The organism is Pseudoalteromonas sp. H105 (assembly GCF_001469215.1).
Classification (GTDB): Bacteria; Pseudomonadota; Gammaproteobacteria; order Enterobacterales; family Alteromonadaceae; genus Pseudoalteromonas.
In genome coordinates, this window is sequence record NZ_LOFH01000005.1 from 178,640 (window position 1) to 205,350 (window position 26,711).

Here is a 26,711-nt window from a genome sequence, read left to right on the forward strand (position 1 = left end):
TTATACCCTAAGACTACGCATTTCCCCCCGCATAATCTCTTATTATTGTTTATAAATTCCTCCCCATCATATAAAAACTAAAATGACAGCGCTATCATTAATTGAAATAAAAGCGGTAAGCGGTAAGCGGTAAGCGGTAAGCGGTAAGCGGTAAGCGGTAAGCGGTAAGCGGTAAGCGGTAAGCGGTAAGCCAGAAAGTTGGAGGACATAATTGATTATGTCAACATCTAGAAAACACTCAGGCAACTTAGCGGCTTCACACATACCGCTTTGCCGCTAAATTTTTATACACACATATTTTTCTTCAAGGTATTCGTCGAGCCCTTGGCGACCACCTTCTCGGCCTAGTCCAGATTGTTTCACTCCGCCAAACGGCGCCACAGGGTTTGAGATTAGACCTTCATTAATGCCTACCATGCCATACTCTAACGCTTCGCTGACACGATAAATTTGTTTAATATCTTGGCTATAGAAATAAGCTGCTAAGCCATAAGGCACATCATTCGCTAGCGCCAAAACTTCTGGTTCTTCTTCAAACTCAATAATACTCAACACGGGGCCAAATACTTCTTCATGATAGATATCCATATCCCGCGTAACCCCTTTTAAAATTAGGGGGGATTGAAAATTACCGCCAAGGTCTTTATCGTCACCAATCAACAATGCCCCTTTGGCTTTTGCATCAGCAATTAAGTTTTGTATTTTTTGCTTTGCTTTAGCATAAATCAGCGGCCCAATATCACAGCCATCTTCAAAACCATTAGTGACTTTTAGGCCGGACACTTTTTTTGTCAGCTTTTCTATTACCTCATCAAGCACGTTACGCTGAATAAAAATACGATTTGCGGCAACACACGTTTGACCGGCATTTCTAAACTTAGCCCCCATTAAGCCTTTTACGGCGTCATCTAGATCTGCATTATCAAAGATAATAAAAGGAGCATTACCACCGAGTTCCATCGATGTGCGCTTAATTGTAGAAGCACATTGTGAAAGTAACTGCTTACCTACTGCTGTTGAGCCTGTAAAAGTAAACTTACGTACCCGTTCAGATTCTGTCAGTATTTCACCAACCATGTTGGCATTTTCACTCAGCAATACGTTAAATGCCCCTTTTTCAAAACCCGCCTGATCGGCTAAGTATGCTAACGCCAAAGCACACAGTGGAGTATGCTCTGATGGTTTTAATACAAAGCTACACCCAGCTGCATAAGCAGGTGCTACTTTTCGTGTCACCATCGCAATAGGAAAATTCCAAGGTGTTATTCCGCCAACCACCCCAATTGGCTGCTTAAAGCTTGTTAAACGATGCTCATTATCGGTTGCAGGAATTACATCGCCATAGCTGCGCTTGGCTTGTTCGGCAAACCATTTAATAAAGCCTGCGCCATATTCTACTTCGCCCAGAGACTCTTTAAGTGGTTTACCCTGCTCCTTGGTCATCAACTCAGCAAGGGTTTGTTTGTGCGCTATGACTAACTCGTACCAACGCATTAAAACGTCACTGCGCGCTGTGGCGTGAGTTGACTTCAATTTAATAAATGCACTCTGAGCTGCGTCAATAGCTTGTTGTACGCCAGCTTGGTCAATATCGCTGACTTCTACGATGCTTTCTTCGGTAGCAGGATCATCTACGCTAAATCGCGTATCAGTTTTATAAAACTCACCGTTTATAAACGAGTCTGAAAAAATAAGCTCACTCAAAATACACCTCCGAAATAGGGTTGAACCCGTAGCAGCAGATTTATTCCGCGTTCAACATAAAGACGCGACGTAAAATCATTACTACAAACAAAAACACCGCGTTCGAATTGAGCGCGGTGTTTTCAATAAAGCTTACAACTTATCGCTGCGCTTTAAATTAATGCTCTTCATTAACGATGTTGAGATTGTATTTCGGTATTTCAACCACGAGGTCTTCATCTTTAATGATTGCTTGGCAACCAAGACGAGACTCAGGCTCTAAGCCCCACGCTTTATCTAGCATATCATCTTCTAGATCGTCACTTTCATCTAGCGAGTCAAAACCTTCACGAATGACTAAGTGGCACGTTGTACACGCACATGATTTTTCACATGCATGAGGAATACTAATCCCATTTTTTAATGCAACATCTAATACTGTCTCACCCGTAGGTGCTTCAATTGCGGCGCCGTCAGGACATAATTCCGGATGGGGAAGAAAAATAATTTGTGGCATTCTAACCTCTTTAAACGTTGTCTACTGACTGCCCTTGCAGTGCTTTTTTAATCGATGCATCCATTCTTCTTTCAGCGAATACGCTACTAGCGTTATCTACTTTTTCAATGGCTGCTTTTATATCACTTGGCTCAACGGCTGTCTCACGGATAGCAGCAAGCGCTGCAATTTCAGTTTTTAACACACCCAGTTCTGTTTCATCAAGCAATTGACTATCTGTTGCCAGTGATGCATCAAGGGCTTCAATAACACGCAATGCCTCTACTTGTTGCTCTTTAAGCATACGCGCTTGCATATCACCTTTAGCATTTGTCATTGACTCTTTTAGCATATTGGCAACTTGGTCGTCAGATAAACCAAATGACGGTTTCACTTGAATATCAGCTTGAACACCCGTTGATTTTTCCATTGCTGACACACTGAGTAAGCCATCGGCATCTACTTTAAATGTTACACGAATATGTGCGGCACCCGCAGCCATCGGTGGAATACCTTTTAAACTAAATTTAGCGAGTGAACGGCAATCATCAACCAGTTCACGCTCACCTTGGAGCACATGTAAAGACATCGCGGTTTGGCCGTCTTTAAATGTTGTAAACTCTTGTGCGCGAGCAACAGGGATAGTGGTATTGCGTGGAATAATTTTTTCAACCAATCCACCCATTGTTTCTAACCCTAGTGACAAAGGCAATACATCAAGTAATAACATGTCTGAATCAGGCTTATTGCCAACCAATACATCAGCTTGCAATGCAGCGCCTAGAGCCACAACACGGTCGGGATCAATCGATGTAAGTGGTTCTTTACTAAAAAACTCGGCGACTTGGTTCCGCACGATTGGCATACGCGTAGATCCACCAACCATCACTACTTGTAGAACGTCGTCATTCTCAATGCCTGCATCCTTCACAGCACGACGACAAGAACGCAGTGTTTTTTTAACAAGCGGCACGGCGAGTTCTTCAAACTTTTCACGAGTGACTTCAACCATGTGTTTTTCGTCGTCAAACTCAAGCCCAACGTTAACTTTTGCGTATTGGCTCAACGCTTCTTTACAGGCTTTAGCCTTATTGATGAATAAACGAAGTACCGATGGCGATAAGTTCATTACCCCGGTTTCACGCTTAAAGTAATCGACTAGTAAGGAATCAAAATCATCGCCACCTAAACTTGAATCACCACCGGTTGCAAGTACTTCAAAGACACCTTGATTTAAACGCAAAACCGAAATATCAAATGTGCCTCCCCCTAAGTCGTAAACCGCGATGATACCTTCTTGACCTGAATCTAAGCCATAAGCAACCGCTGCCGCAGTTGGCTCATTCAATAAGCGAAGCACTTTTATACCAGCCAGTTCAGCTGCATCTTTTGTACTTTGACGTTGAGCATCGTCAAAATAAGCGGGCACAGTAATCACCGCACCTAAAATATCTTGACCAGCGAAGCTCTCTTCGGCGCGTTGTTTTAACGCGATTAAAATATCACTTGAGGCTGTAACAGGGCTTATTTTCCCTGCCGCTGTTTTGATTGCCAACGCCCCATCATGCTCACAAAAATCATACGGTAATTGACCATAGCTTTGTTGTATTTCTGCTTGGGTTTTACCTAAAAAGCGTTTCACAGAGATCAGTGTGTTTGCAGGATCTTGCGTCGCGGCTTGTGCGGCTTGCTCACCAACGGTTGTGCTATCCGCTTGATAGCGGACCACAGACGGTAACATGGCTGCACCACTTATATCTGTTAAAGTGCGTGCTTCGCCACTTTGCACCGTTGCCACTAAAGAATTGGTTGTGCCTAGGTCAATCCCTATGGCTAGCTTATGTTCATGTGGTGCCGCGCTCTGCCCCGGCTCAGCAATTTGCAATAATGCCATAATGATCTTTAACTCGCTTTTACTTACTTTAATACGTAAGTTAAAAAATTAATCGTCGAATAAACTGTCTTCAATACGCTCTAGTTCATCACGTAATTTATAAACAAACTTAAGTTTGCGTATGTTATCTGCTGCTTGCTGCCATTGTTGCTCATCAGCACTTGCCAATTGCACTGCTAGTTGTGCGCTGTATTGGCCATCGAGTTGCTTTATTTGCTGTTCAAACTGTCCAATCGCTGCATCTGGACCGCTACTTGAACTTAATTCTTCAAGCTCTTCACGTAGTTCCATTTGTTGCATTAAAAACAGCGGATCTTGCAACGTTTGTTGCTCAGCGCGAATATCAACACCGAGTTCACTCAGCATATATTCAGCACGTTTAACTGGGTGCTTAAGCGTCTGCAATGCATCATTAATCTCTGCAGCATTTTGTACCGCTAATAATTTATCGCGGCTGCTACTGTTTGCATGGCGATCAGGGTGGACGGCACGTTGCAAGTCCAGGTAGTTTTTGTTGACTGTTGCCAAATCTATTTGGTAATCAACAGGTATAGCAAACAACTCAAAATAGCGCATCATCAAACCATATAAATTTCAGATAGAACAAAGCCCTACAGGTGCAGGGCTTAAGAAAACAATTACGTTGCGAATTTAAACTGTGAAACTTTCACCACAACCACACTCATCAGCTTGGTTAGGGTTAATAAACTTAAACCCTTCATTCAACCCTTCTTTGGTGTAATCTAGTTCAGTGCCATCAATGTACACTAGGCTTTTAGCATCGACGATAACTTTAACCCCTTGGGATTCAAACACTTCGTCGCCTTCAGATAAATCGTCAACAAATTCAAGAACATAAGCAAGACCTGAACAGCCCGTCGTTTTAATGCCTACGCGAAGGCCTAGACCTTTTCCGCGATTTGCTAAAAATGATTCTACGCGGTTTGCTGCCGCATCTGTCAATGTCACTGCCATGAGTATCTCTTACTTCGCTTGTTTACTTTTGTAATCTGCAATTGCTGCTTGGATTGCGTCTTCGGCTAAAATCGAACAGTGAATTTTCACTGGTGGTAACTCAAGCTCTGCACTGATATCAGTGTTTTTGATAGTTGACGCTTCGTCTAACGTTTTGCCTTTAACCCACTCTGTTACCAGTGATGAAGAGGCAATTGCACTACCACAACCATATGTTTTGAATTTAGCATCTTCAATTACACCAGTGTCAGATACTTTAATTTGCAGCTTCATCACGTCACCACATGCTGGTGCGCCGACCATTCCTGTTGCTACTGATGGATCGTTTTTGTCTAAAACACCTACATTACGTGGGTTTTCAACATGATCAATTACTTTATCACTATACGCCATTACTCTATCCTCACTACCTGCTAGCGGATGTGCACATCAATTAATGATGTGCCCACTCAACTGAATCTAAATCAATACCTTCCTGATGCATTTCCCACAAAGGAGACATTTCACGTAAGCGACCGATAGAGCTCTTCATTAAATTGACGGTATAATCAATCTCTTCTTCGGTTGTGAAGCGGCCAATACTAAAACGAATTGAGCTATGTGCTAATTCATCGTTACGGCCAAGCGCACGTAGTACATAAGAAGGCTCTAAACTTGCTGATGTACAGGCAGAACCTGACGATACAGCAATGTCTTTTACAGCCATTAATAACGATTCACCTTCAACAAAGTTGAAGCTGATGTTAACAATTCCTGGTACTGATTGGTCTTGCGCACCATTGAAGTACACTTCATCCATATCAGCCATAATGCCATCAATTAAACGCTTACGTAGCGCGCTGATGTGAGCATAATCTTTTTCAAAATCTTGTTTTGCAATTCTAAAAGCAGCACCCATGCCAACGAGCTGGTGAGTGGCAAGAGTACCAGAACGCATACCACGTTCATGGCCGCCACCGTGCATTTGTGCTTCAAGGCGAGCACGTGGTTTACGACGAACGTACAACGCACCAATACCTTTAGGGCCATATGCTTTGTGTGCAGAGAACGACATAAAATCAACTTTAAGCTGTTGAATATCGATTAATACTTTACCTGCACTTTGTGCTGCATCAACGTGGAACATGATTTTGCGTTCGCGGCACATTTCGCCGATTGTCGCGATATCTTGAATCACACCTAGCTCGTTATTCACGTGCATAATGCTCACTAATACGGTGTCTTCACGCATTGTTTGTTCAAGCTTTTTAAGATCAAGAAGGCCGTTTTCTTCAACGTCCATATAGGTCACTTCAAACCCTTGACGTTCAAGTTCACGACATGTGTCGATAACAGCTTTATGCTCAGTTTTAGCGGTAATGACATGCTTACCTTTCTTTTTATAAAACTGTGCAGCTCCCTTAATCGCTAGGTTATTTGATTCAGTCGCACCCGAGGTGAAAACAATTTCACGTGGATCTGCGTTAATGAGATCAGCAATATCAGTTCGCGCCTGATCAATTGCTTCTTCAGCTTGCCAACCAAAACGGTGTGAACGTGATGCAGGGTTACCAAAATTGCCATCCATTGTTAGGCATTGCATCATTTCATTTGCAACACGCTCGTCAACTGGCGTGGTTGCTGCGTAATCTAAATAAATCGGTAACTTCATTTCTATCTCCGCTGGAGCCAACTTAAAGTTGACAGCTTACTTGAATATTTTCCAATTGCTTAATTGCATTGTTAACGCTGTTATCTTGGCGAGATGCTACTTCTTTCACATCTGATTTTTCCACCAATTCAGCAAGGGTAATACCATTTAAAAAGTCTTCAATCCGCGTGCTTAAATCGGACCACAATGTATGTGTTAAACAACGCATACCACTTTGGCATCCGCCTGTTGCGCCATGGCAACGTGTAGCATCAACAGATTCGTCGACGGCATTAATTACATCGCCGACTGAAATTGTGCTTGAATCACGCCCCAGTAAATAACCACCACCAGGACCACGCACTGAGCTCACTAAACCATTCTTACGTAAACGGGCAAATAATTGCTCAAGATATGACAAAGAAATTTCTTGTCGTTCTGAAATATCGGCTAGGGGGACTGCACCTACGTTAGTATGTAACGCAACATCGAGCATAGCTGTTACGGCATATCTGCCTTTTGATGTTAACTTCATAGAGCCCCCGCACAAAAGAGTGCAAATTTTAATTACCAGAGTAAAATAGTCAAGTATTATATTGACCCAGATTTGACGCTGTAGCCATTAACCTAAAGCGATTCTAAAACACTTTAATACCCGACCTTTTTAGTCAAGTATTGGTGTATTGTAATTACCTGAGTAATTTAGTCAAGTATTAGCTTATAACTTTCGCTTATTTTATAGACTTATTTATTGACGTTAAAATGCCGCGCAAAATATTCATTTCAGCGTCTTCTGGGCGTGCACGATTAAATAAGCGGCGTAGCTTTGTCATAACCAAACCGGGGTGTTGTTTGATAATAAAGCCGGTATTGTGGAGCGTTTCTTCAAGGTGATCGTAAAACAGCTCTGTTTGCTTTGAGCTTGGGTAGACCGTTTCATCTTCTTCAACCACTTTTTTAGGCTGTTGGTTTAAAAATGCCATACGCGTTTCATAACACAGGGTTTGAACCGCCATGGCTAAATTCAGTGAGCTATATTCTGGATTAGCAGGGATACAGACATGGTAATTACATAATTGTAATTCTTCATTCGTTAAGCCACTATTTTCACGACCAAAAACTAACGCCACAGGCCCATTAACAGCCTCATCAACTAGTTTTTCACCACATTCTCGTGGCTCAACCATAGGCCAAGAAAGTGTACGCGAGCGCGCACTGGTACCAATGGTAAGCGCACAATCAGCAATAGCATCCGCAACGGTATCGACAATCACCGCATTACCGAGTACATCCGATGCACCCGCTGCCAGCGCACTAGCGTGACTATCAACTTCACACGCTGGGTCAACCAAATAAAGCTTTGATAAGCCCATGGTTTTCATTGCACGTGCTGCAGAACCAATATTACCTGAATGCGAGGTGTTTACTAAAACAATACGGATGTCATCTAAGATCATTGCGGTGTTACTTAACTCATACAAAAAATTGGTGGGAATTGTAGCATGTATATTAGTTGTAAGCGATAAGCTGCGTAGGTTCTAGGTTCTAGGTTCTAGGTTCTAGGTTCTAGGTTCTAGGTTCTAGGTTCTAGGTTCTAGGTTCTAGGTTCTAGGTTCTAGGTTCTAGGTTCTAGGTTAATCACAAATTTTTTGTTTAAGCTGGCATTACAAATTTTTTATGTACTTTTTACCTTGCAACTCATACCAGTACAAAAAACACTCAGAACTATTTGGGGTTTGGTGTTTACTTTGTGTCAAAAGTCGCTAGAATACGCCAGCTTAAAATATATAAACGTTCTTTTACAACCCAAAGGTAAAACCATGCATCCAATGTTAAACATTGCGGTTCGCGCTGCGCGTAACGCAGGCAAACTTTTACTTCGCGCAAGTGAAGATTTATCAAAAGTTGAAGTGCAACAAAAAGGCACTAACGACTTAGTAACAAATATTGATAAAGAAGCTGAAGCCGTAATCCGTGACACTATTTTACAGTCTTACCCGACTCACTCTATCGTGGGTGAAGAATTAGGTGAGCACAAAGGCAAGGATGCAGATTACCAATGGATTGTAGATCCTATTGATGGCACAACTAACTTCATCAAGGGTCTTCCTCATTTTGCGATCTCTATCGCGCTTAAAGTTAAAGGTCGTTTGGACCAATCTGTTATTTATGATCCTATCCGTGGCGAGCTTTTCACAGCTTCACGTGGTCAAGGCGCACAGCTTAACAGTAAACGTCTTCGCGTAAGCAAAACAACGGTTCTTGCGGGCACTGTACTTGCTACTGGCTTCCCATATAAAAACAAACACCACATGGATGCATACACTGAAGCATTCAAAGCATTGTTTGTTCACACTGCTGATATTCGTCGTGCAGGTTGTACAGCGTTAGATATGGCATATGTTGCAGCAGGTCGCGTTGATGGTTTCTTTGAAATTGGTTTAAAACCTTGGCACAGCGCTGCAGGTGAACTTATGGTTAAAGAAGCGGGCGGTATGGTTGTTGATTTCGCTGGCGGTAATAACTATAACCAAAGTGGTAACCTTATCTGTGGTGCTCCAAAACTGACACAAGCGATTATTCGTGAGATTCGTCCAGTTTTAACTGAATCATTACTTCGCTAAACTTAGCGTCAAGTAAGAAAAAGGAGCGTAGGCTCCTTTTTTATTGTGCGAAATACGGATTGGCCAACGTAAGTTCTGTCGCTTTTGCCTCTTTGAAAGGCAGCGCATTTAAATCATCTGCAAAGTATTTATTAAATAACGCTAAAAACTCCCCAGACTGCTCCAGTTTCGTTAACCCTTGCTGTATTGCATTAGCGAGCGCTGGCTTTTCTTTCGATACAAAATAATAGAAGGCTGCTGGGTACTGAAGGTATATGTGCGGCACAATTGCCAGTTCATTATTATCTATCTCTCTAAGCTCAGAACTAACCTCGATAAATGACCGAGGAAAGTAATCAATCCTCCCAGCGGCAGTTAAACCGAACATCGCTTTATAATTAGCTAATGGCCTAACGTTTAAACCATTATGTGACAACACTTTTGTATCCGGCCAATCATGCCCTTGCACTGCAGTAAGGGGTTGAAGTTGCTCAAGTGTTGTAATATTTTTGAACTGAGGCAGTAATTCACGTTGGGTTACTAGCGCGCGCTTACCAATGTACCCACGATATAATGGGATTTTAATGGCGATTGCTAACGTTTCTCGCTCAGGGCTTGTCATGCTCCAATATAAATCGACCTCACTGTTTTGCAGGGTAATTAGCGTACGCTGTTGATGAGGGTGAACAATAATATAATTCAATGTAGCTGAATAGTTGGCGGCTTCAAGTGCTTTAATCAACAGTGTACTCAAGTATTCGTCACGCTTATATTGAGCGCGGGGCTCTTGCGCTACATTGATTGTTTGAGCTGATAACGCTGCACAAAAGAATATAAAACTATTAAATATTAAATAAGCAAATGATCGTGTCATTGATATTATTTTCTGTTGGTTTTCTTTAAGCTACACGCTGTTGAATAAATACTCAAGTGTTCTATTTCATAACGCTTTTATATCGGGTGTTAATCTAACAACAGCAGGAGCTGGACTACGCCGCTTACAGACAAATAAATGACTTTCACGGTAACGTTTAGCCTCTTTTTTAGCGTCAGTCGCCAGTGCCGCAACTTGGTGGCTGTTATTACAGAGCGCTAAATCGGGTTCAACAAGGCCAATAGACAATGTAAGTAGCGGCACAAATTGTTTTTCACCTTCACGATTACTAGCCCAATACCCCCCACTTGCAATATGTTCTGGCGTAAAAAAGGCGCGAGACTTCAGCTCAAACTGACTAATAATGTAATTACAAATCATAATGGCATCATCACTATCAAATACCACCATGAAGTCATCTCCGCCTATATGACCTACAAAGCTGGGTATGTTCGTACACGCTTGAACAGTGACATCTGCTAACAACTTAATCACGCTGTCACCACTGGCATAACCGTATAAGTCGTTAAACTGTTTAAAGTGGTTTAAATCAATGTAAGCAAGTGAAAAACTATTTTTAGTACGTAAGCGGTGCTCAATCGCCTCGTTAATAGCCACATTGCCAGGCAACATTGTGAGTGGATTTGCATGTTGCGCGTGGCGTATTTTTTCTTCAGTAATATGTTTTAAAATATCGCGTAACGGCGCTAAGCCTAAATACTTGTCAGATCGTGTGATGATTATATGGCGGCGAATATCAAAGTCATGCTCGGTGATTTGTTGGCTTACTGTATCTAACAGTTGATTTTCATCAACAACAAGCGGCTGCTTATGCATTAAAGCCGTCACAGGTTGCTTGCCGTATAATGCATGGCCATAAGGGGCTGCAAACACTTCTGTTAACTGATCTTTGTGGAGCAAACCAATAGGTTGGTGCTGTTCATTCAGCACTGCGATACTAATTATTGTTTTATCTTTTTCAAACAGCTTATGAGCATCTTTGCAGCGTGTGTTGCTGTCAATGCCAGGTTGATCCACCGCTAGCCAACCTATCGCCATAGACTGCTCAAGCTGATTGTTTAAAGGTGAGAAATTAAGTTGCTCTAACTGCTTACTGTTAAACTGTGTACTCGGTCGCGTATTTGGCTTTTCAAGTAAAAAACCTTGTGCATTAACAATCCCCAGCCCTTCGAGTAAATACAGCTCTTCTATTCGTTCAATTCCCTCTGCAATCACCGCTGTATTGGTCACTTTGGCCAGCTCTATAATCGACTTCAAAAACTCTTTCTTGACGACGCTTTGGTCACAATGATCAATAAAATAGCGATCGATTTTTACAAAATCAGGACATAATTCTGACCACTGTTTTAAACCAGAGTAACCAGCACCAAGGTCATCAATTGCAATTGAGAAGCCCAGTTTACGGTAATGCGCAATGGTTTTGAGGAGCAAGAAGCCATCATCTACTTTTTCTTGTTCTGTTACTTCTATCACAACGCGACTGGCAGCGAGTCCAAATTTTTCAATTAGGTGAAGGGTTTCGCCTTTTGGATGGCAGGGGTCAAGTAGCGTTTTGGGGCTGACATTCAAAAACAGTTTGCCCTTCAAGCCTAGTTTTACAAAGCTTTCTATGGCTGTTGAGCGGCACAATAATTCCAACTCAGATATTTTCTCGTAATTAACAGCGGTACTAAACAATTCGCTTGGCATCTCAAGTAAGCTGCCTGCGGGGCCTCGGCTCAATGCTTCGTAACCTAATATCTGTTTACCAGAAATATCGAAAATAGGTTGAAACAAAGTTGTTATATCACTGTTATGCAATATATTTTCTAAAGAACGCTGCTGCTCACTCACCTATCACCAAGCCAATACTAATTATCAAGAGGCACATAAAGTAGCAATAATGTATGACAATTTTATGTCAACTTTACGGCTTTTGGCTAAGGCTCTTTTTAACCTGATCATAATGCGCTAAAGCTGAAATTATCTCATGTTTAGGCACCAATAATACCAGCTCGTTTTTATCTGCTTTAATACTAAGCACCTGAATAGTCACAGCGTGAACTAATACCGCTTTTGCATGGTAACAAATTGGGTCATTAAATTTGGGGAGTGTTAAATTCGACAGTTGTTTACTTGTTATTTTTTCAAGTGCAGGAGAAGTTAATTCTGCCAATGCCGCGTTTAGCGCAGTTAAGTAATTTGTGCATTGGGGGTGCTGCTGCATAAACTGATCTAATAGCGCATTTGACACTTCAACAAGCGCAGTAGATTCTTTCGTTAAACTAGCAAGGCCTTGGCCCATATTAATCGCATTAAGAAGATGAGAAGCTTGGGCATGAAAAGCCTCTGAAGGGAGTCGCTTTTTAGCTTCAGTTTTTACTTGCGGCTCTGGCTGGGGCTTATCGCAAGCCGTTAATATAAAAACCGAGCACACGAATACAAACAACTTAAACATAAATCAACACAATCCGTAACAACAATAAAAGCCGCTTAAGTAAGCGGCTTTTATATAAGTGCAAATCTAAACCTATGGCATTGGGTCTAGGTCTGCCCCTTCTTTTTCAATCACTTCTGGAATTAAATCTTCTTTGCTTACACCCATTGCAATGGCAACAGCACTAGCAACATAAACTGAAGAATAAGTACCAATAAACACACCAAACAATAATGCAGTGGCAAAGCCATGAATTGTTTGACCACCCCATACGAACAATGAAATCAATACCAGGATTGTGGTAATTGAAGTCACTAAAGTACGGTTAAGGGTTTGTGTAAGTGAAATATCAATGATTTCAATGGTGTCGTCGATACGAACTTTACGGAAGTTCTCACGAATACGGTCAGATACAACAATAGTATCGTTAAGTGAGTAACCTATTACTGCAAGTATCGCGGCAAGAATGGTTAAATCAAACTCCAAGCCAAGCACTGAGAACAATCCTAGCGTAATAATCACGTCATGCATAAGTGCTGCAACTGCGCCTAATGCAAAGCGCCACTCAAAGCGAAACGCAACATAGATCAAGATACAAATCAGTGCAGTTAGCATGGCAAGGCCACCCTGCTCTTTTAAATCTTCACCAACACTTGGGCCTACAAACTCGATACGACGCATTTCAACACTATCATCAGCAGTTTTTAACGCCTCGATTACTTGGTTACCAATGACCTCAGCTTTTACGTCGTCACCGCGTGGGGCTAAACGGACTAAGATTTCTTGGCTGGAGCCAAATAATTGCACCGATGCATCAGCAAAGCCATTTTCAGCTAATACTGAGCGCACCTTTTTTAAATCCGCTGGCTGCGAAAAACCAACTTCGACTGCTGTACCACCTGTGAAATCAAGGCCAAAGTTCAAGCCTTTGACAAAGATAGACGCAAGTGAAGCCAAAATAAGTAGTGTTGAGATACCCATTGCAACTTTGCGCAACGACATGAACTTTAATGTTCTTCCGCCTAATTTTAAAATTTGCATTATGGCTCCTTATATTGACAGCTTATCGACACGTTTACCGCCGATAAATAAGTTGATCACGGCACGTGTACCCACTATTGCTGTAAACATTGAAGTAAGAATACCTATTGCTAATGTAACGGCAAAACCAGCTATTGGACCAGTACCTACAGCAAACAAGATAATCGCTGCAATTAGCGTGGTGATATTCGCATCAAATATAGTACTAAATGCACTGTCATACCCATGATGAACAGCTTGTTGAGGGCTACGGCCATCAGCCAGTTCTTCACGAATACGCTCAAATATTAGTACATTGGCATCAACCGCCATACCAACCGTTAATACAATACCTGCAATACCTGGCAGTGTTAACGTTGCACCTGGGATCAATGACATAACGCCAATGATCAGCACTAAGTTAGCCGCCAATGCGATATTCGCAACTAAGCCAAAGCCTTTGTAATAGATCAACATAAACACAAGAACAAACAAGAAGCCTAGTGCAACCGCAGTCATACCTGCTTCAATATTTTCTTGGCCTAAACTTGGTCCTACCGTTCGCTCTTCAACGATTTGGATTGGCGCTACAAGAGCACCTGCGCGCAGAAGTAAACTTAAGTTATGCGCTTCTGCTGGGTTATCAATACCGGTGATACGGAATGAACGGTCTAAACGCGCCTGAATTGTCGCAACGTTGATGACCTCTTCCACTTTAATCGGCGGAAGCGCTTTACCGTTGGCATCTTTTTTACCTGATGGCTTATATTCAATAAATACCGTAGCCATACGCTTACCGATTGCACGCTTGGTAAACGCATTCATTTTAGCGCCACCTTTGCTATCAAGGGTAATACTTACTTGTGGACGTTGATATTCATCAGCACCTGATTGCGCACCAGTAATGTGGCTACCTTCAAGAATAATGCGTTTTTTAAGCACTACAGGGTAGCCGTCACGGCTCATAATCATTTCAGTGCCTGGCGGAATACGCCCTTGCGCTGCCGCTGACACGTCTGCGTTTTCGTCTACTTCACGAAACTCAAGCGTGGCAGTTGCCCCTAAAATTTCTTTAGCACGCGCTGTATCTTGAACACCTGGAAGCTGTACAATAATACGCTCAGCGCCTTGACGTTGAACATTTGGCTCTGCAACACCAATCTGATTGATACGGTTACGAATAATCGTTTCATTTTGTTTGATTGCATAATCACGAATTTCTTTTAGCTTTAAATCACTTAGATTGGCATAAAAAGCGTTTTCGTTTGAGCTATCATTGATGTACGTGTGAAGTGGGTAGCGAGATTGTAAGAAACGCTCAGCAGCGTCTCTGTCTTCTTCGCTGCGCATCTCTACGCGCAGTCGTTCACTGTTTGCCACTCGGCGGATAGAGCGATAACGTAACTTTTCACCACGTAGGTCACTTTTGTAGTCTTGTTCCATTTGTTCCAGCGCGTTATCAACGGCTGTTACCATGTCGATTTCCATCGTAAAGTGAACACCGCCACTTAAATCCAAGCCCAATTTCATTGGATTACCACCAAGGCTTTTAAGCCAATGAGGTTGCGCCGGGGCCATATTAATGGCTGAGATGAAATCTTCGCTAAGTGCGTTACGCAGTAAATCTTGCGCTTTGAGTTGTTCTTCTACATTTTTGAAGCGAACTAAAATTTGTCCACTTTCAAGTTTGCTAGATTTAACGGTAACGTTATTGTCTTTGAGGATGCCATTTACTGTATCTAATACACTGAGTTCAACATCAGCACCTTTTGCGCCAGAAACTTGTATGGCCGGATCACGGCCATACAAGTTTGGTGATGCATATAAAAGGCCCATTGCTAACACAGCGATAACAAGTAAATACTTCCATAATGGAAACTTGTTTAACACGTGTCTGTCCTTATTTTTATAATTATAGCGACTTCATTGTGCCTTTAGGCAACACGGCAGAAACAGCAGATTTCTGCACAGTTACTTCTGCTTGATCGTTTAATGAAATAACGATGAAATCTTTATCTTCAGCAATCTTAGCGATTTTACCCACTAAACCACCTTGAGTGAGTACTTCGTCGCCTTTTGCCATCGCGCTCATCAAGCTTTTATGCTCTTTAACGCGCTTAGCTTGTGGGCGGTAGATCAAAAAGTAAAACACAAGACCAAAAATAGCTAACATGATCAGCATTTCATAACCACCGCCTGCTGGCGCTGCACCTGCCGCACTTGCGTGGGCGTTTGAAATAAATAAACTCATAACACTTCCTCTTTAATTTTTATAAAATTTAATTTCTTAATGTTCGATATCAGCAAGCTCAGGCACTTCTTGGCCTCGACGTGCATAAAAATCATTTACAAACTCATCAAGCTTACCTTCGCTGATGGCGTTACGTAAGCCTTCCATAACACGTTGATAGTAACGTAAGTTATGAATTGTGTTTAGCCGTGCACCTAAAATTTCATTACACTTATCAAGGTGATGCAAGTATGCGCGCGAGTAATTTTTACATGTGTGACAATCACACTCAGGATCCAATGGACCAGTGTCTGTTTTATGTACAGCGTTACGAATTTTAACAATGCCGCCGGTAATAAATAAATGACCGTTACGCGCATTACGGGTTGGCATTACACAATCAAACATATCAATGCCACGGCGTACTGCTTCGACTAAATCTTCAGGCTTACCGACACCCATTAAATAACGTGGTTTGTTTTCAGGCATTTTGTAAGCGCAATGATCAAGAATATTGATCATCTCATTTTTAGGCTCACCGACTGATAAACCACCCAGTGCGTATCCATCAAAACCGATTTCTTCCAAACCAGCTTGTGATTGAGCGCGAAGTTCAGGGTACATACCGCCTTGGATAATACCAAATAAGGCTGATGGGTTATCGCCATGCCCTTCTTTAGAACGTTTAGCCCAACGCAATGATAATTCCATTGAGTCTTTTGCTTCTTTTTCTGTTGCTGGGTACGGCGTACACTCATCAAAAATCATCACGATATCTGAGCCCAAATCACGCTGCACTTGCATTGCTTTTTCTGGCGAAAGCATAATTTTCTCACCATTTACTGGCGAGCTAAATAAAACACCTTCTTCAGAGATTTTTCGCATTGCGCCAAGGCTAAATACTTGGAAACCGCCTGAATCAGTTAGGATAGGACGATCCCAGTTCATAAAATCATGTAAATCACCATGTTGTTTGATGATTTCAGTACCTGGGCGAAGCATAAGATGAAAGGTATTTCCTAAGCAAATTTGTGCGCCCGTGTCTTTTACTTCATCAGGCGTCATACCTTTAACAGTACCGTAAGTACCAACAGGCATAAATGCAGGTGTCTCTACAACACCACGGTCAAAAATCAAGCGGCCGCGGCGCGCTTTACCGTCAGTACGGTCTAATTCAAATTTCATATTGTCCTCAATGTCGGAAAAACAGTCCAACTACTGATGCCGGTAAATAATACCAACAAGCTATAATTTAACCGCTCGATTCTAACCTTTTTGTTAGCGCAATACTATTAATTGGGCTAAAAGTGAGAATTAAAAGAGCGAATACTCAAATCAAAAAAGCCCAACATGCAGCTGGGCTTTCAACACATTAAGTTACCCGTTATTTACGAGTTAAAAACATCGCATCACCGTAACTAAAAAAGCGATATCTTTGTTCGATGGCCGTATGATAGGCAGACATAATATTTTCTTGCCCTGAAAAAGCGCTTACTAACATAATTAAGGTCGATTCAGATAGGTGAAAATTAGTAACCATCGCGTCGACAACGTTAAATTGATAACCAGGATAAATAAAAATATCGGTATCACCAAAGTAAGTATCGAGCTTACCACCATGAATTTTAGCGGCTGACTCAAGTGAACGAACCGACGTCGTACCGATGGCGATAACCCGGCCCCCATTAGCTTTGGTTTTGGCAACCGCAGCAACAACCTCATCAGGTACTTCAATATATTCTGAGTGCATAATATGGTCATCAACAGAGTCAACACGCACAGGCTGGAACGTCCCCGCGCCTACGTGTAATGTAACAAACGCCATGTTGACACCTTTATCTTTTAACGCAGCCATTAGCTTATCATCAAAATGCAAACCAGCCGTTGGCGCAGCGACAGCCCCTGGCTTTTCGCCATAGACTGTTTGGTAACGTTTACGATCATCTTCTGTGTCTGGACGGTCTATATACGGAGGTAAAGGCATGTGCCCAATATCGTTAAGGACCTCGAGTACATTTTCGCTGTCGTTAAATTTAAGCTCAAACAACTCACCATGGCGACCTACCATGGTTGCTTTCGCTTTACCTTCCAGTGTAATCACTGAGCCTTCTTTGGGCGATTTGCTCGCACGCACATGGGCCAACACTCTGTGTTCGTCTAATACTCGCTCAACAAGCACTTCAACTTTACCACCGGACTCTTTTTGCCCGTACATACGAGCAGGAATGACTTTGGTGTTGTTAAATACAAGCAAGTCGTTTTCATTGACTAATGCTAGAATATCACTAAATACTTTGTGTTCTAACGCCCCTGTTGGGCCATCTAAAGTTAGTAAACGGCTACTCGTTCTATCCTCTTTGGGAAAACGAGCAATAAGTTCATCAGGTAAGTCAAAACTAAAGTCTGCTACGCGCATAACATATACATCCAGATCAAAAAATTCGCGCCAAGTTTAACCCTATCAAACGCATTGCTCAACTAAGTTTAAAAACGCAACAATGTTTTCTTGTGGTTCAAGACAAATGGCATTATCCTAATCCACTGAATTAACATAGGTTGAATTAAGAGGTAGTGACGTCATGGCTAAGCAGCTCCAGTTGCTGATATTAAACGCCAGTATGGCTGAACGGCAGACTATTAGGTCAACTCTAAACAAACTAAATGTGTTTACTTTCATTGAAGTAGAAGACACTCAGCACGCATTAGAGCTGCTGAAAAGTCAGGCAGTTGATATTATTATTACCGGCTTAGATGTAGGAAAAATAGACGGCTGGCGTTTCTCTCGAATGATTCGCTCAGGGCTGTTAAAAACGCCAAAAAATACACCTATCGTCCTCACCCCCCCTATCTATTGTGAAAGAATCGCTGAAACCACGGCACGTAGTTATGGGATTGATGCTGTATTGCCATTTGAGCGTCAAGATATGTTACCTCAAGTTCTAGCTAACGTCTTATCAACGCATTTAGAAAAAAGCAGTCGTTTAAACCTTTTACTCATTGAACTTGACGATAATAAAGCCGCTGAAATTGAAGAAACATTGGCGCTAAATTTTGCATGTACCCGTACGACAACAAATAAGCAAGCCTTGGCTATTTATCTACAGCAAACGTTTTCGATTGTATTATTGGATGCAACATCAGCCAATGCCGTCGCCGCAAGCCAGCTTGTTGAAGAAATGCTGCAGCACAATCCTAAGCAAGCCATTGTAACAATCATAGATACGCGTGATGCCGATTACGCTGAGCAATTGTTGCTGTCCGGTGTAACTGATTTCATACGTACACCTTACAAACCGTCATTTTTAAGCAAGGTGTGTGATCATGCTGCACGGCGCGAAGACTTTATGGTGAGTTATGCTGAATTCGCCCAAAAAGTGGAGCAATTGAGCCAAAGTCAAAGCCGCTACAAAGATCTTTTTTCTGCCCATCAGCGCATATTGCTGCATCTAAATACCGTTGTGCTTGAATTTGATCAACAAGGCTTAATACGGTTTATTAACCCTGCTTGGGAGTCACTGTCTGGTTTTGGGATTAAACACACGTTAACAAAGTCATTAACTGATTTTTGTGAAGAAGAATGCAAAGTAAAACTGCTTGGCACCATTAGTAAAATTTTAAATGAAGGCAAAGAACAGCAAAAAGTAGAAATTCAGATCCGCCATAAGGAAGGGCGTGCTATTTGGGTTGAGTGTCGCTTGCAACTGATAAAAAATAGCAGTAATGCAGCCAGTATAACAGCCACAATAGACAACATTCACGAACGAAAACAAGCTGAACTGCAGTTACGCCATTTAGCCCTTCACGATACATTAACGGGTCTTCACAACCGCTATTATTTTGACCAGCAGCTCAACCTAATTTGTCAGCCTGAATACACGTTTGATCAAACCGAACATGCACTAATCTATATAGATTTGGATCATTTTAAAATAATTAACGATAGCAAGGGTCACCAACAAGGCGACATCGTACTCAAGGAAGTTGCGCAGCTATTCACGGCGAATATCAGTGATGAACATTTAATTTGCCGAATTGGCGGTGATGAATTTGCTGTTATTTTGAAAAACATGAACCTATTAGATGCGCATTTAGTTGCTGAAAGCATTTGTATGGCGATTGATGGCCATCAATTTAAGTCTGAAGAACAAATTTACTCAATCAGTTGTTCCATTGGTTTAACACAAATTACAGCAGCAAATAACGATCCGAGTGAGTGTTTGAAACAAGCTGATATTGCGCTATACGTCGCTAAGAGTTTAGGTAGAAATTTAGTTCATTGTTATTCAAAAGAAGATGCTAATCACAATACCCTGCAAGCGGGCCTTGAGTGGGGGCACAGCATACGCCAAGCCTTGCAACAAGACCAAATAGAGCTGCATTACCAACCTATTTGGGATTTCAAAAAAGGTAACATAGCCTATTTTGAAGCGCTGTTGCGCTTGAAACTAGATGGTGAGCTGGTTTATCCAAACCACTTTATTCCATCACTTGAGCTTCTTAATGATACATACTTAATGGATCAGTGTGTGATCCGTAATGCGATTGCAGCCATTGCGAAGCACCCTGAGCTTACTCAAGTAGCAATTAACTTATCTGCGCAATCATTTTTAGATGAGCGTTTATTACCTCATATAGAGTCAACACTTAAAGACTATGATTTATCACCCACCCGGGTGATTTTCGAAATCACGGAGTCTGCGAGTATTAATAACCTAGCAGCAACTCGCGCGATGATTGAAAAACTCAACCGTCTTGGTTGCCACTTTTCTATTGATGATTTTGGCACAGGGTTCAGCACGTTTAATTACCTAAAACAATTACCTGCTCAACATGTAAAAATTGATGGTTCATTTGTACGGGATATGCTCAACGATCCGATTGATTTAGCGTTAGTCAAAGCAATAAATGATATCAGTCGATCTTTAGACAAACGCTCTGTTGCTGAGTATGTTGAAAATAAAGATATTTTCTTAGCCCTTAAAGATATAGGTGTAGATTATGGCCAAGGCTACTTTATCGCCCGTCCATTACCTGTTGAAATGATCAATGCAGAGCTTAAAAAAATATCTCAGAACAAAACTTTTTACGAACAATAACCTAAGTGTCAGCGTAACAATTTAATACACTTTTAACACTTTTTTTACTTTCATCTCTCAATAACTCTTCTATACTTTGTACTCGACGTTGTTAAATGTCATGTTTATTTACATACAAACAAAAATAAACGTGACATCACAAATTGACAAGAACATACCGCTTTAGAGTAACATATTATTTTAATAGGTTTTGTCGGTTAAGGAGCTAAGTTATGATGCAATTGATCGTGTTAATACTACTAGTGAACTTAGGTATCGCGTACCAATGTTACAAATACGCGACTAAAAAAGGTTACCCCAAAACTACGTTTGCCTGCTTAGGTCTCGTTCCTTATTTTAATTTGGTTGTTTGGGTCTATTTATTGTTTCTCCCTGACATTACCCCATTTAACAAACAGTTTGAGTTTGAAGGTCATAATCAAAAGCAGCCATTATAAGTGGCTGCTCTTAATCACAAGACATGATAGATTTACTAAAATTGGTAACTGATTGCTTTAAGTGCCAACTCACTGGCTTTCGTTTCGCCAATGACACACTTTTTGATATCGCCTTTATTAAAGATTTTGATTAAATTTTTATCTTTTTGCCCTAAACCATCGAGTACAAAGCTGACATATTCATCATTTGGCAGGCTACGCAGCCCACTACCATAATCACACAGCGTTAAACTAATACTTTGGCTGATTTTTTCGAGTAACTGTTCTTGCTCCGCAACTTTTTGTTTCTCGCGCTGCGCGTGTTTAGCGCTTATTGCTTGGCGCGCCTTTTTTTGCTCTTTTGTCAGTTTAGTTTGTTGCTTTTCGAGTGCTTTAATCTCTTTTTCTAAGCTATTTTTACGCGACACTAACTCTTTTACCTCAGCGCTATTGTCATGGCGTGTCGCGAACTCTAAATCTCGTTTCTCGCGTTCTAAATCCCGTATCTCACGACTTACATCACGCTCTTGCTCTGCGATATCGCGTACCTTTTCTGCCCCTTCACGCATTACCTCCATGGCATGGTGATACGCATCTCGCGAAGACTCTACGGCATGCTCACTGATAATCTCAACCTGATCACTTAAGAATTCGATATTTACATCCGAGAAATCAATGTCAGGCATAGGAGGTAAAGGTGCTTCTGGGGCACCACTAAAAATAGCGTGCCAGCGGTTACCTGCTGTAATGTCTAATTCAAACACAACGCCTTGTTTAGCAAAATAGTTTGCGTTTATAGCGCGTACTTTGTTATCGGTATCTTGCTTTAACGCTGTGCTAAGTATGTTTTCCATTATGCTCACTTCACGGACAATCGCACTCAGTTCCTCTGGTGCTTTCGCCAATGACTGATCACTTGCGCACCCAGCTACAATGGCAATAACGCTATACATTATCTTTGTGTTCATAGTTAACTCCTAATTTTTCGCGATAGCAGCCATAGGCTGCACTTGAACTTGTTCGGCTATATCATTTAACTGCATACGCAGGTATGCGTGATCTTGGGCTCGTTGAGTTTTTATATAATTAATTAAACTATTAATATCTTCTTGTCGCTCGACTCGTCCTGTCGCTATTGCTTCCTTCGTTAATTGATACATATGCTGTTGTTGTAGCTCATTTTGTGCCGTAATAATAATTTGTAGCTGGTCTATTTGCTTTTGCTGGGATTCCAATAACTTTGTTTGCTTTATCAATTGCGCTGACAACTCAGTTTCTGCTTTTTTATTAGGGACTAAATACACCAAAGTGCAAACTATAATAGAGGCTGCAACAGCCCACGTAGCCGTATTACCTTGACTTCTGTGCTTTGCATTTGCACCTAAAGTGGATGTCCGGTCCCAATCAGGCACTGGTTGCTGTTTATAATCAGTGCTTTGTACTTGCCATCGCTGTGCTTGTGCTAACATTGCGCTGTATTGTGCACTCGTTTTTAATTGCTTAAGCGCCTCGTCTGTGAGTGGCTTACCCTCTAACCATTGCTCGAAAAGCGCGTCTAAATTAGCCATCAACGGCCTCCAAATGAACTTTTAACTTACCTAATGCACTGTATAAGCGTGACTTAGCTGTATTTGTCGATATATCTAACTGCAGTGCAATTTCCTCAAACGTACAATGTTGAAAAAACTTTAGTTCCACTACCAATCGTTGCTCCCACGGTAAATTATTCATCATTACTTTGAGTTGATTATGCTCTAGTTGCACGATTTGATTGTGCTCAAGCTCACCGTGTTTGCAAGTTTGCTCAGGGGTATCATCGAGTGACTGATAAACATGCCGACGACGATAAAACTCAACCCCACGACGATGCACTATTTGAAATACCCACGTATTAAAACTGGCGTCACCGCGAAAGTTAGGCAAACTTTTATAAACAGAAATAAACACTTCCTGCATTAAATCCATTGCATCATCGGGGTTGCTTAGCATTCTCAAGCAATAATTATAAACGAGGTCCTCATGCTGCTTAACGAGCTTTATCCAAGCTCGCTTATTACCCTGCTGCGCTTTTTTAATTAAGGTTTCTTGCGATTGGAAAAACACGATTCTCAGTTTTTAGTTTATTTACGTATTATGTTAGTCGAGGGAGTGAGGTGAATAGTTTGAAAACACCAAAAAAAAGCGCAATTAAATTGCGCTTTATTCATAACTTACTGCTTTATAATATTAAACTTGGCATTGCTTCGCTAGAAAATCCTTAAGCGCTTGGCTAAAGATTCTAAAGTCGCGAATTCGCCCCGTTGTTTTACGCCATAAAATGCCTATGTCACGATATGCATCACCATTTGAAGGTGTTGCAAGCATGTTTTTATTGGCTAGTATCCCTGCATTTAGTGCCATTTGAGGTAAGAATGTCACCCCGAGCTGATACTCAACCATACTTAATAATGTATGTAAGCTGGCAGCTTCAAACGGATTAATACAGCTTGAACGATTAAGATGACACGCACTGAGTGCGTGCCCTGTCATACAGTGCTCACGTTCAAGCAAGAATACACTAGCATCGGGGAGTAGATTAAAATCCTCAATCCCTGCTGCTGGCTTATAATCAGCATGGTGAACTAAACTGAAATGATCTTGTGCTAATACTTGCGTATGAAACTTATCTGTCTCATACGGCAATGCTAATAGCGCTAAATCTATATGCCCGTGTTCCAGCTTATCTAGCAGGTTATCACTGGTATCTTCTACAAGCACCAGTTCGAGATCAATAAATTGCTGCTGACAAAAATGATAAAGAGGGGCTGCGATAAAGCTTGCGATTGTTGGTATAACACCCAAGGTCAACTTGCCACTCAACGGGTTGAGGTGACTTTTAGTTAACTCTTTAACACTCAAAGTATCATCGATTATTTTTCGAGCACGTTCAACAACTTCTTCACCAACCGCAGTAAACATTAAACTACGATTTTCACGTTCTATGAGCTGACAACCCAAGGTTTCTTCAAGCGTTTGTATGGCACTACTCAATGTCGATTGGCCGATAAAACACGCACTGGCTGCACGGCCAAAATGTTGATGCTGATGCACAGCGAGTAAATACTGCAGCTGCTTAATACTGGGAAGATTCGTCATTACTTTTGTTACCTACAAATAAAAAGACCCCAATACCGAGGGCATTGAGATCTTTTCAAGCTAAAAGTCTGTGCTACTTAAAATCCGCAGGAATTAGACTCCGAATGCAAATCTTAAAACGTAGAAAATAACAATAGCAAGACCTGCACCAACTGGCAATGTAATTACCCAAGAAACCACAATGTTTCTGACTACACCCATGTTAAGTGCAGCGATGCCTCGCGCCATACCTACACCTAACACTGCACCAACAAGAGTCTGTGTCGTTGAGATAGGCAAACCTGTTCCCGATGCAATAACAACGGTAGACGCCGCTGCAAGTTCAGCAGCAAAACCACGGCTAGGTGTTAAATGTGTAATACCTTCACCAATTGTTTTAATTACTTTTTTACCTAGGAACGCAAGGCCAGCAACAATACCAATACCACCTAGTGGTAATATCCACCATGCTAGCGCGGCTTTTTTGGCTATTTCGCCGTTGTTTTCAACGATATTTACAACAGCAGCTAATGGACCAATCGCGTTTGCAACGTCATTTGAACCATGCGCAAATGCCATACAACATGCTGTTAATACCATTAAGATAGCAAACACTTTTTCAACATTGTTGAATTGCATTTTCTTGTCAGCTTGTGGATCAATTTTCAAGCGAGAAATTGCGACTTTACCCAGTAAGCCAACTCCAACAGCAATCGCAATGGCCAAGGCATAACCTTCAACCGCGCCTAAATTAATACCAATGTGCTTTAAACCTTTTTTAATCGTCACTAAAGACATAATAAAGCCGGCTAAGCCCATATAAATTGGCACAAAACGTTTTGCATTTTTAAGTGGCGCATCTGTATCAAAAATGAGTTTTTGTGCACTCATAAAAATAAGATAAGCGATAAAGCCTGAAATGGCAGGGGTAACAATCCAGCTCCCTACGATACCCGCTACTTTACCCCATTGAATGGCTTCACTTCCCACAGCAACAAGCGCAAAACCAATAATGGCACCGATGATTGAGTGAGTTGTTGAAACTGGCCATCCCAAAAATGAGGCAATGAGTAACCAGCTTCCCGCAGCAAACAATGCTGAGATCATACCGAGAACCATCAATTCAGGAATATCCATAAATGGCGTTGAATCAATAATACCTTTACGGATTGTTGATGTTACCTCACCACCGGCCAAATAAGCACCTGCAAACTCAAACACCATAGCAATTAAGATTGCTTGTTTGATTGTAAGCGCTTTTGAACCAACTGATGTACCCATCGCATTGGCAACATCATTTGCACCAATACCATAAGCCATGAAAAAACCGACAGCAGCGGCAATTAAAATTAATACCGTGCCATAAGATGCAATGATATCCATTGTGTAACCTTAATCTTTCGTTATTGAACTGAGTGTAAATTAACGAGCCAACATCAGCTCAAGACGTGAACCTACGCGCTCTGCTATATCAGCAAGTTCGCCGACCCATTCGATAATCTTGTATAAAAACATAACATCGACTGGGTTTAGTCCATCTTCTACGTCGCGTAATTGGCGACGTATTTTGATTTGCATATCATCCGTGTCTTGTTCTATTGCATCCAATTCAACGAGCATTTTTTCTACCAAGGTCACTTCGCGGCCTTTAAACCCTGTTTCTAAAAGCTCATCTAACTCATTGATTGCTTTTGATGCTTGTTTAGTCGCATCAACACAACGTGTTACATAGGCTAAGAAATCAGTTTGAATTTCTTTTGGTATGGTCATTTCGCGACCAATTACACGACCAGCAATGTCTTTAGCTTTATTAGCAATTTTATCCTGCTGGGTGACGAGCTCAAGCAGATCTGTACGCTCTACCGGCATAAATAAACCACGCGGTAGTTGTAAACGTATATTTCTTTTCATGTCGTCGGCTTCACGTTCTAAATTGCGAATGTCCAAGCGAATTTCTTCCGCTTGAGCCCACTCTTCTTTAAAAACGTGGTGGAAAAAAGGGATCAAGGCTTTACTTGCTTGATGTACCTTTTTGATGTGATCTTCCATTGGCTTGATAGGAGATTTTGCGAACACTCCTAAAAACGCGTTAGTTGGCATAGCTGACCCTTAATCAAATTAGTATGCTTTGCGGCGTGAATTTTACAGCATTCGCAACATTTGTGAACGCTTTTTATTACTTAGCCGCTCCATGATCATATTTTTAGTTACAGTATAAAAACAAAAAGCGGCTAATAGCCGCT

At 41.5% G+C, this 26,711-nt stretch carries 27 protein-coding genes; 3 read left to right on the top strand and 24 right to left on the bottom strand.

Going from position 1 to position 26,711, the window contains the following annotated elements:
* Window positions 1-66: 66 nt before the first annotated feature.
* The 10 genes from ATS75_RS20490 to trmJ all read right to left on the bottom strand — a co-directional run bounded on the left by ATS75_RS20490 (window position 67) and on the right by trmJ (window position 8,135).
* Complete coding sequence (locus ATS75_RS20490; protein WP_058560432.1) at window positions 67-264, bottom strand: hypothetical protein; 198 nt, start codon at window positions 262-264, stop codon at window positions 67-69.
* A gap of 12 nt (window positions 265-276) precedes the next feature.
* The gene (locus ATS75_RS10660; protein ID WP_058560433.1) at window positions 277-1,704 is read right to left on the bottom strand and encodes an NAD-dependent succinate-semialdehyde dehydrogenase; all 1,428 of its coding nucleotides are present in this window, start codon (window positions 1,702-1,704) and stop codon (window positions 277-279) included.
* A 157-nt stretch (window positions 1,705-1,861) separates the two neighbouring features.
* Window positions 1,862-2,200 (bottom strand): ISC system 2Fe-2S type ferredoxin, encoded by a 339-nt coding sequence (fdx, locus tag ATS75_RS10665; RefSeq protein WP_058560434.1) that lies wholly within the window; start codon window positions 2,198-2,200, stop codon window positions 1,862-1,864.
* Window positions 2,201-2,210: 10 nt separating this feature from the next.
* Window positions 2,211-4,073, bottom strand: a complete 1,863-nt coding sequence (gene hscA / locus ATS75_RS10670; RefSeq protein ID WP_058560435.1) for a Fe-S protein assembly chaperone HscA — start codon at window positions 4,071-4,073, stop codon at window positions 2,211-2,213.
* Window positions 4,074-4,121: 48 nt separating this feature from the next.
* A complete protein-coding gene (gene hscB / locus ATS75_RS10675) occupies window positions 4,122-4,649 on the bottom strand; it encodes a co-chaperone HscB (protein ID WP_058560436.1) in 528 nt (175 codons plus the stop codon).
* A 75-nt stretch (window positions 4,650-4,724) separates the two neighbouring features.
* Window positions 4,725-5,048: an iron-sulfur cluster assembly protein IscA gene (iscA, locus tag ATS75_RS10680; protein ID WP_058560437.1), complete on the bottom strand. Its 324-nt coding sequence runs from the start codon at window positions 5,046-5,048 to the stop codon at window positions 4,725-4,727.
* A gap of 9 nt (window positions 5,049-5,057) precedes the next feature.
* Window positions 5,058-5,441 (bottom strand): Fe-S cluster assembly scaffold IscU, encoded by a 384-nt coding sequence (gene iscU, locus ATS75_RS10685; protein WP_058560438.1) that lies wholly within the window; start codon window positions 5,439-5,441, stop codon window positions 5,058-5,060.
* Window positions 5,442-5,481: 40 nt separating this feature from the next.
* Window positions 5,482-6,699, bottom strand: coding sequence for an IscS subfamily cysteine desulfurase (locus ATS75_RS10690; RefSeq protein WP_058560439.1), 1,218 nt, complete (start codon window positions 6,697-6,699; stop codon window positions 5,482-5,484).
* A gap of 22 nt (window positions 6,700-6,721) precedes the next feature.
* Entirely contained in the window at window positions 6,722-7,213 is a 492-nt protein-coding gene (gene iscR / locus ATS75_RS10695) for a Fe-S cluster assembly transcriptional regulator IscR (protein ID WP_058560440.1), read from the bottom strand.
* Window positions 7,214-7,409: 196 nt separating this feature from the next.
* A complete protein-coding gene (trmJ, locus tag ATS75_RS10700) occupies window positions 7,410-8,135 on the bottom strand; it encodes a tRNA (cytosine(32)/uridine(32)-2'-O)-methyltransferase TrmJ (protein ID WP_058560441.1) in 726 nt (241 codons plus the stop codon).
* Window positions 8,136-8,498: 363 nt separating this feature from the next.
* Here trmJ and suhB point away from each other — a divergent pair, with 363 nt between their 5' ends.
* Window positions 8,499-9,302 carry an inositol-1-monophosphatase gene (gene suhB / locus ATS75_RS10705; protein WP_058560523.1) on the top strand — a complete coding sequence of 268 codons (804 nt, stop codon included), beginning with the start codon at window positions 8,499-8,501 and terminating at the stop codon, window positions 9,300-9,302.
* 40 nt (window positions 9,303-9,342) lie between these two features.
* Here suhB and ATS75_RS10710 read toward each other — a convergent pair whose 3' ends face one another.
* The 8 genes from ATS75_RS10710 to queA all read right to left on the bottom strand — a co-directional run bounded on the left by ATS75_RS10710 (window position 9,343) and on the right by queA (window position 18,258).
* Window positions 9,343-10,155, bottom strand: coding sequence for a substrate-binding periplasmic protein (locus ATS75_RS10710; RefSeq protein WP_058560442.1), 813 nt, complete (start codon window positions 10,153-10,155; stop codon window positions 9,343-9,345).
* A 66-nt stretch (window positions 10,156-10,221) separates the two neighbouring features.
* A complete protein-coding gene (locus ATS75_RS10715; RefSeq protein ID WP_058560443.1) occupies window positions 10,222-12,009 on the bottom strand; it encodes a GGDEF domain-containing protein in 1,788 nt (595 codons plus the stop codon).
* Window positions 12,010-12,082: 73 nt separating this feature from the next.
* Window positions 12,083-12,613: a hypothetical protein gene (locus ATS75_RS10720; RefSeq protein ID WP_058560444.1), complete on the bottom strand. Its 531-nt coding sequence runs from the start codon at window positions 12,611-12,613 to the stop codon at window positions 12,083-12,085.
* 72 nt (window positions 12,614-12,685) lie between these two features.
* Window positions 12,686-13,633 (bottom strand): protein translocase subunit SecF, encoded by a 948-nt coding sequence (gene secF / locus ATS75_RS10725; RefSeq protein ID WP_058560445.1) that lies wholly within the window; start codon window positions 13,631-13,633, stop codon window positions 12,686-12,688.
* A gap of 9 nt (window positions 13,634-13,642) precedes the next feature.
* Window positions 13,643-15,502 carry a protein translocase subunit SecD gene (secD, locus tag ATS75_RS10730; RefSeq protein WP_058560446.1) on the bottom strand — a complete coding sequence of 620 codons (1,860 nt, stop codon included), beginning with the start codon at window positions 15,500-15,502 and terminating at the stop codon, window positions 13,643-13,645.
* Window positions 15,503-15,524: 22 nt separating this feature from the next.
* On the bottom strand, window positions 15,525-15,863 hold the full coding sequence (gene yajC, locus ATS75_RS10735) for a preprotein translocase subunit YajC (protein ID WP_058560447.1): 339 nt from the start codon (window positions 15,861-15,863) through the stop codon (window positions 15,525-15,527).
* Window positions 15,864-15,899: 36 nt separating this feature from the next.
* Window positions 15,900-17,027, bottom strand: a complete 1,128-nt coding sequence (tgt, locus tag ATS75_RS10740) for a tRNA guanosine(34) transglycosylase Tgt (RefSeq protein ID WP_058560448.1) — start codon at window positions 17,025-17,027, stop codon at window positions 15,900-15,902.
* A 199-nt stretch (window positions 17,028-17,226) separates the two neighbouring features.
* The gene (gene queA / locus ATS75_RS10745) at window positions 17,227-18,258 is read right to left on the bottom strand and encodes a tRNA preQ1(34) S-adenosylmethionine ribosyltransferase-isomerase QueA (RefSeq protein WP_058560449.1); all 1,032 of its coding nucleotides are present in this window, start codon (window positions 18,256-18,258) and stop codon (window positions 17,227-17,229) included.
* 163 nt (window positions 18,259-18,421) lie between these two features.
* Here queA and ATS75_RS10750 point away from each other — a divergent pair, with 163 nt between their 5' ends.
* Both ATS75_RS10750 and ATS75_RS10755 read left to right on the top strand, forming a co-directional pair.
* Window positions 18,422-20,938 carry an EAL domain-containing protein gene (locus ATS75_RS10750; protein ID WP_058560450.1) on the top strand — a complete coding sequence of 839 codons (2,517 nt, stop codon included), beginning with the start codon at window positions 18,422-18,424 and terminating at the stop codon, window positions 20,936-20,938.
* A 212-nt stretch (window positions 20,939-21,150) separates the two neighbouring features.
* Window positions 21,151-21,375 carry a hypothetical protein gene (locus ATS75_RS10755; protein WP_058560451.1) on the top strand — a complete coding sequence of 75 codons (225 nt, stop codon included), beginning with the start codon at window positions 21,151-21,153 and terminating at the stop codon, window positions 21,373-21,375.
* Window positions 21,376-21,410: 35 nt separating this feature from the next.
* Here the strand turns inward: ATS75_RS10755 and ATS75_RS10760 are convergent, their stop codons facing one another.
* The 6 genes from ATS75_RS10760 to ATS75_RS10785 form a co-directional block, all read right to left on the bottom strand.
* A complete protein-coding gene (locus ATS75_RS10760; protein ID WP_058560452.1) occupies window positions 21,411-22,322 on the bottom strand; it encodes a hypothetical protein in 912 nt (303 codons plus the stop codon).
* 9 nt (window positions 22,323-22,331) lie between these two features.
* A complete protein-coding gene (locus ATS75_RS10765; RefSeq protein ID WP_058560453.1) occupies window positions 22,332-22,922 on the bottom strand; it encodes a hypothetical protein in 591 nt (196 codons plus the stop codon).
* Window positions 22,915-23,457, bottom strand: a complete 543-nt coding sequence (locus ATS75_RS10770; protein ID WP_058560454.1) for an RNA polymerase sigma factor — start codon at window positions 23,455-23,457, stop codon at window positions 22,915-22,917. Before ATS75_RS10770 ends, ATS75_RS10765 begins: the two co-directional genes overlap by 8 nt.
* 123 nt (window positions 23,458-23,580) lie before the next feature.
* Window positions 23,581-24,489 carry a hydrogen peroxide-inducible genes activator gene (locus ATS75_RS10775; RefSeq protein ID WP_058560455.1) on the bottom strand — a complete coding sequence of 303 codons (909 nt, stop codon included), beginning with the start codon at window positions 24,487-24,489 and terminating at the stop codon, window positions 23,581-23,583.
* A 93-nt stretch (window positions 24,490-24,582) separates the two neighbouring features.
* Complete coding sequence (locus ATS75_RS10780) at window positions 24,583-25,851, bottom strand: inorganic phosphate transporter (RefSeq protein ID WP_058560456.1); 1,269 nt, start codon at window positions 25,849-25,851, stop codon at window positions 24,583-24,585.
* A gap of 39 nt (window positions 25,852-25,890) precedes the next feature.
* A complete protein-coding gene (locus ATS75_RS10785) occupies window positions 25,891-26,568 on the bottom strand; it encodes a TIGR00153 family protein (protein WP_058560457.1) in 678 nt (225 codons plus the stop codon).
* Between the last annotated feature and the right edge of the window lie 143 nt (window positions 26,569-26,711).

Excerpts from the sequence above, each read along its gene's own strand:
- hscB (WP_058560436.1), bottom strand. The coding sequence starts at position 4,649 with ATGCGCTATTTTGAGTTGTTTGCTATACCTGTTGATTACCAAATAGAT.
- ATS75_RS10775 (WP_058560455.1), bottom strand. The coding sequence starts at position 24,489 with ATGACGAATCTTCCCAGTATTAAGCAGCTGCAGTATTTACTCGCTGTG.
- iscU (WP_058560438.1), bottom strand. The coding sequence starts at position 5,441 with ATGGCGTATAGTGATAAAGTAATTGATCATGTTGAAAACCCACGTAAT.
- yajC (WP_058560447.1), bottom strand. The coding sequence starts at position 15,863 with ATGAGTTTATTTATTTCAAACGCCCACGCAAGTGCGGCAGGTGCAGCG.
- ATS75_RS10710 (WP_058560442.1), bottom strand. The coding sequence starts at position 10,155 with ATGACACGATCATTTGCTTATTTAATATTTAATAGTTTTATATTCTTT.
- ATS75_RS10690 (WP_058560439.1), bottom strand. The coding sequence starts at position 6,699 with ATGAAGTTACCGATTTATTTAGATTACGCAGCAACCACGCCAGTTGAC.
- tgt (WP_058560448.1), bottom strand. The coding sequence starts at position 17,027 with ATGAAATTTGAATTAGACCGTACTGACGGTAAAGCGCGCCGCGGCCGC.
- ATS75_RS10755 (WP_058560451.1), top strand. The coding sequence starts at position 21,151 with ATGATGCAATTGATCGTGTTAATACTACTAGTGAACTTAGGTATCGCG.
- ATS75_RS10750 (WP_058560450.1), top strand. The coding sequence starts at position 18,422 with ATGGCTAAGCAGCTCCAGTTGCTGATATTAAACGCCAGTATGGCTGAA.
- secF (WP_058560445.1), bottom strand. The coding sequence starts at position 13,633 with ATGCAAATTTTAAAATTAGGCGGAAGAACATTAAAGTTCATGTCGTTG.
- fdx (WP_058560434.1), bottom strand. The coding sequence starts at position 2,200 with ATGCCACAAATTATTTTTCTTCCCCATCCGGAATTATGTCCTGACGGC.
- ATS75_RS20490 (WP_058560432.1), bottom strand. The coding sequence starts at position 264 with ATGTGTGAAGCCGCTAAGTTGCCTGAGTGTTTTCTAGATGTTGACATA.
- ATS75_RS10780 (WP_058560456.1), bottom strand. The coding sequence starts at position 25,851 with ATGGATATCATTGCATCTTATGGCACGGTATTAATTTTAATTGCCGCT.
- iscA (WP_058560437.1), bottom strand. The coding sequence starts at position 5,048 with ATGGCAGTGACATTGACAGATGCGGCAGCAAACCGCGTAGAATCATTT.
- hscA (WP_058560435.1), bottom strand. The coding sequence starts at position 4,073 with ATGGCATTATTGCAAATTGCTGAGCCGGGGCAGAGCGCGGCACCACAT.
- ATS75_RS10765 (WP_058560453.1), bottom strand. The coding sequence starts at position 22,922 with ATGGCTAATTTAGACGCGCTTTTCGAGCAATGGTTAGAGGGTAAGCCA.
- queA (WP_058560449.1), bottom strand. The coding sequence starts at position 18,258 with ATGCGCGTAGCAGACTTTAGTTTTGACTTACCTGATGAACTTATTGCT.
- ATS75_RS10760 (WP_058560452.1), bottom strand. The coding sequence starts at position 22,322 with ATGAACACAAAGATAATGTATAGCGTTATTGCCATTGTAGCTGGGTGC.
- ATS75_RS10785 (WP_058560457.1), bottom strand. The coding sequence starts at position 26,568 with ATGCCAACTAACGCGTTTTTAGGAGTGTTCGCAAAATCTCCTATCAAG.
- ATS75_RS10720 (WP_058560444.1), bottom strand. The coding sequence starts at position 12,613 with ATGTTTAAGTTGTTTGTATTCGTGTGCTCGGTTTTTATATTAACGGCT.
- trmJ (WP_058560441.1), bottom strand. The coding sequence starts at position 8,135 with ATGATCTTAGATGACATCCGTATTGTTTTAGTAAACACCTCGCATTCA.
- iscR (WP_058560440.1), bottom strand. The coding sequence starts at position 7,213 with ATGAAGTTAACATCAAAAGGCAGATATGCCGTAACAGCTATGCTCGAT.
- suhB (WP_058560523.1), top strand. The coding sequence starts at position 8,499 with ATGCATCCAATGTTAAACATTGCGGTTCGCGCTGCGCGTAACGCAGGC.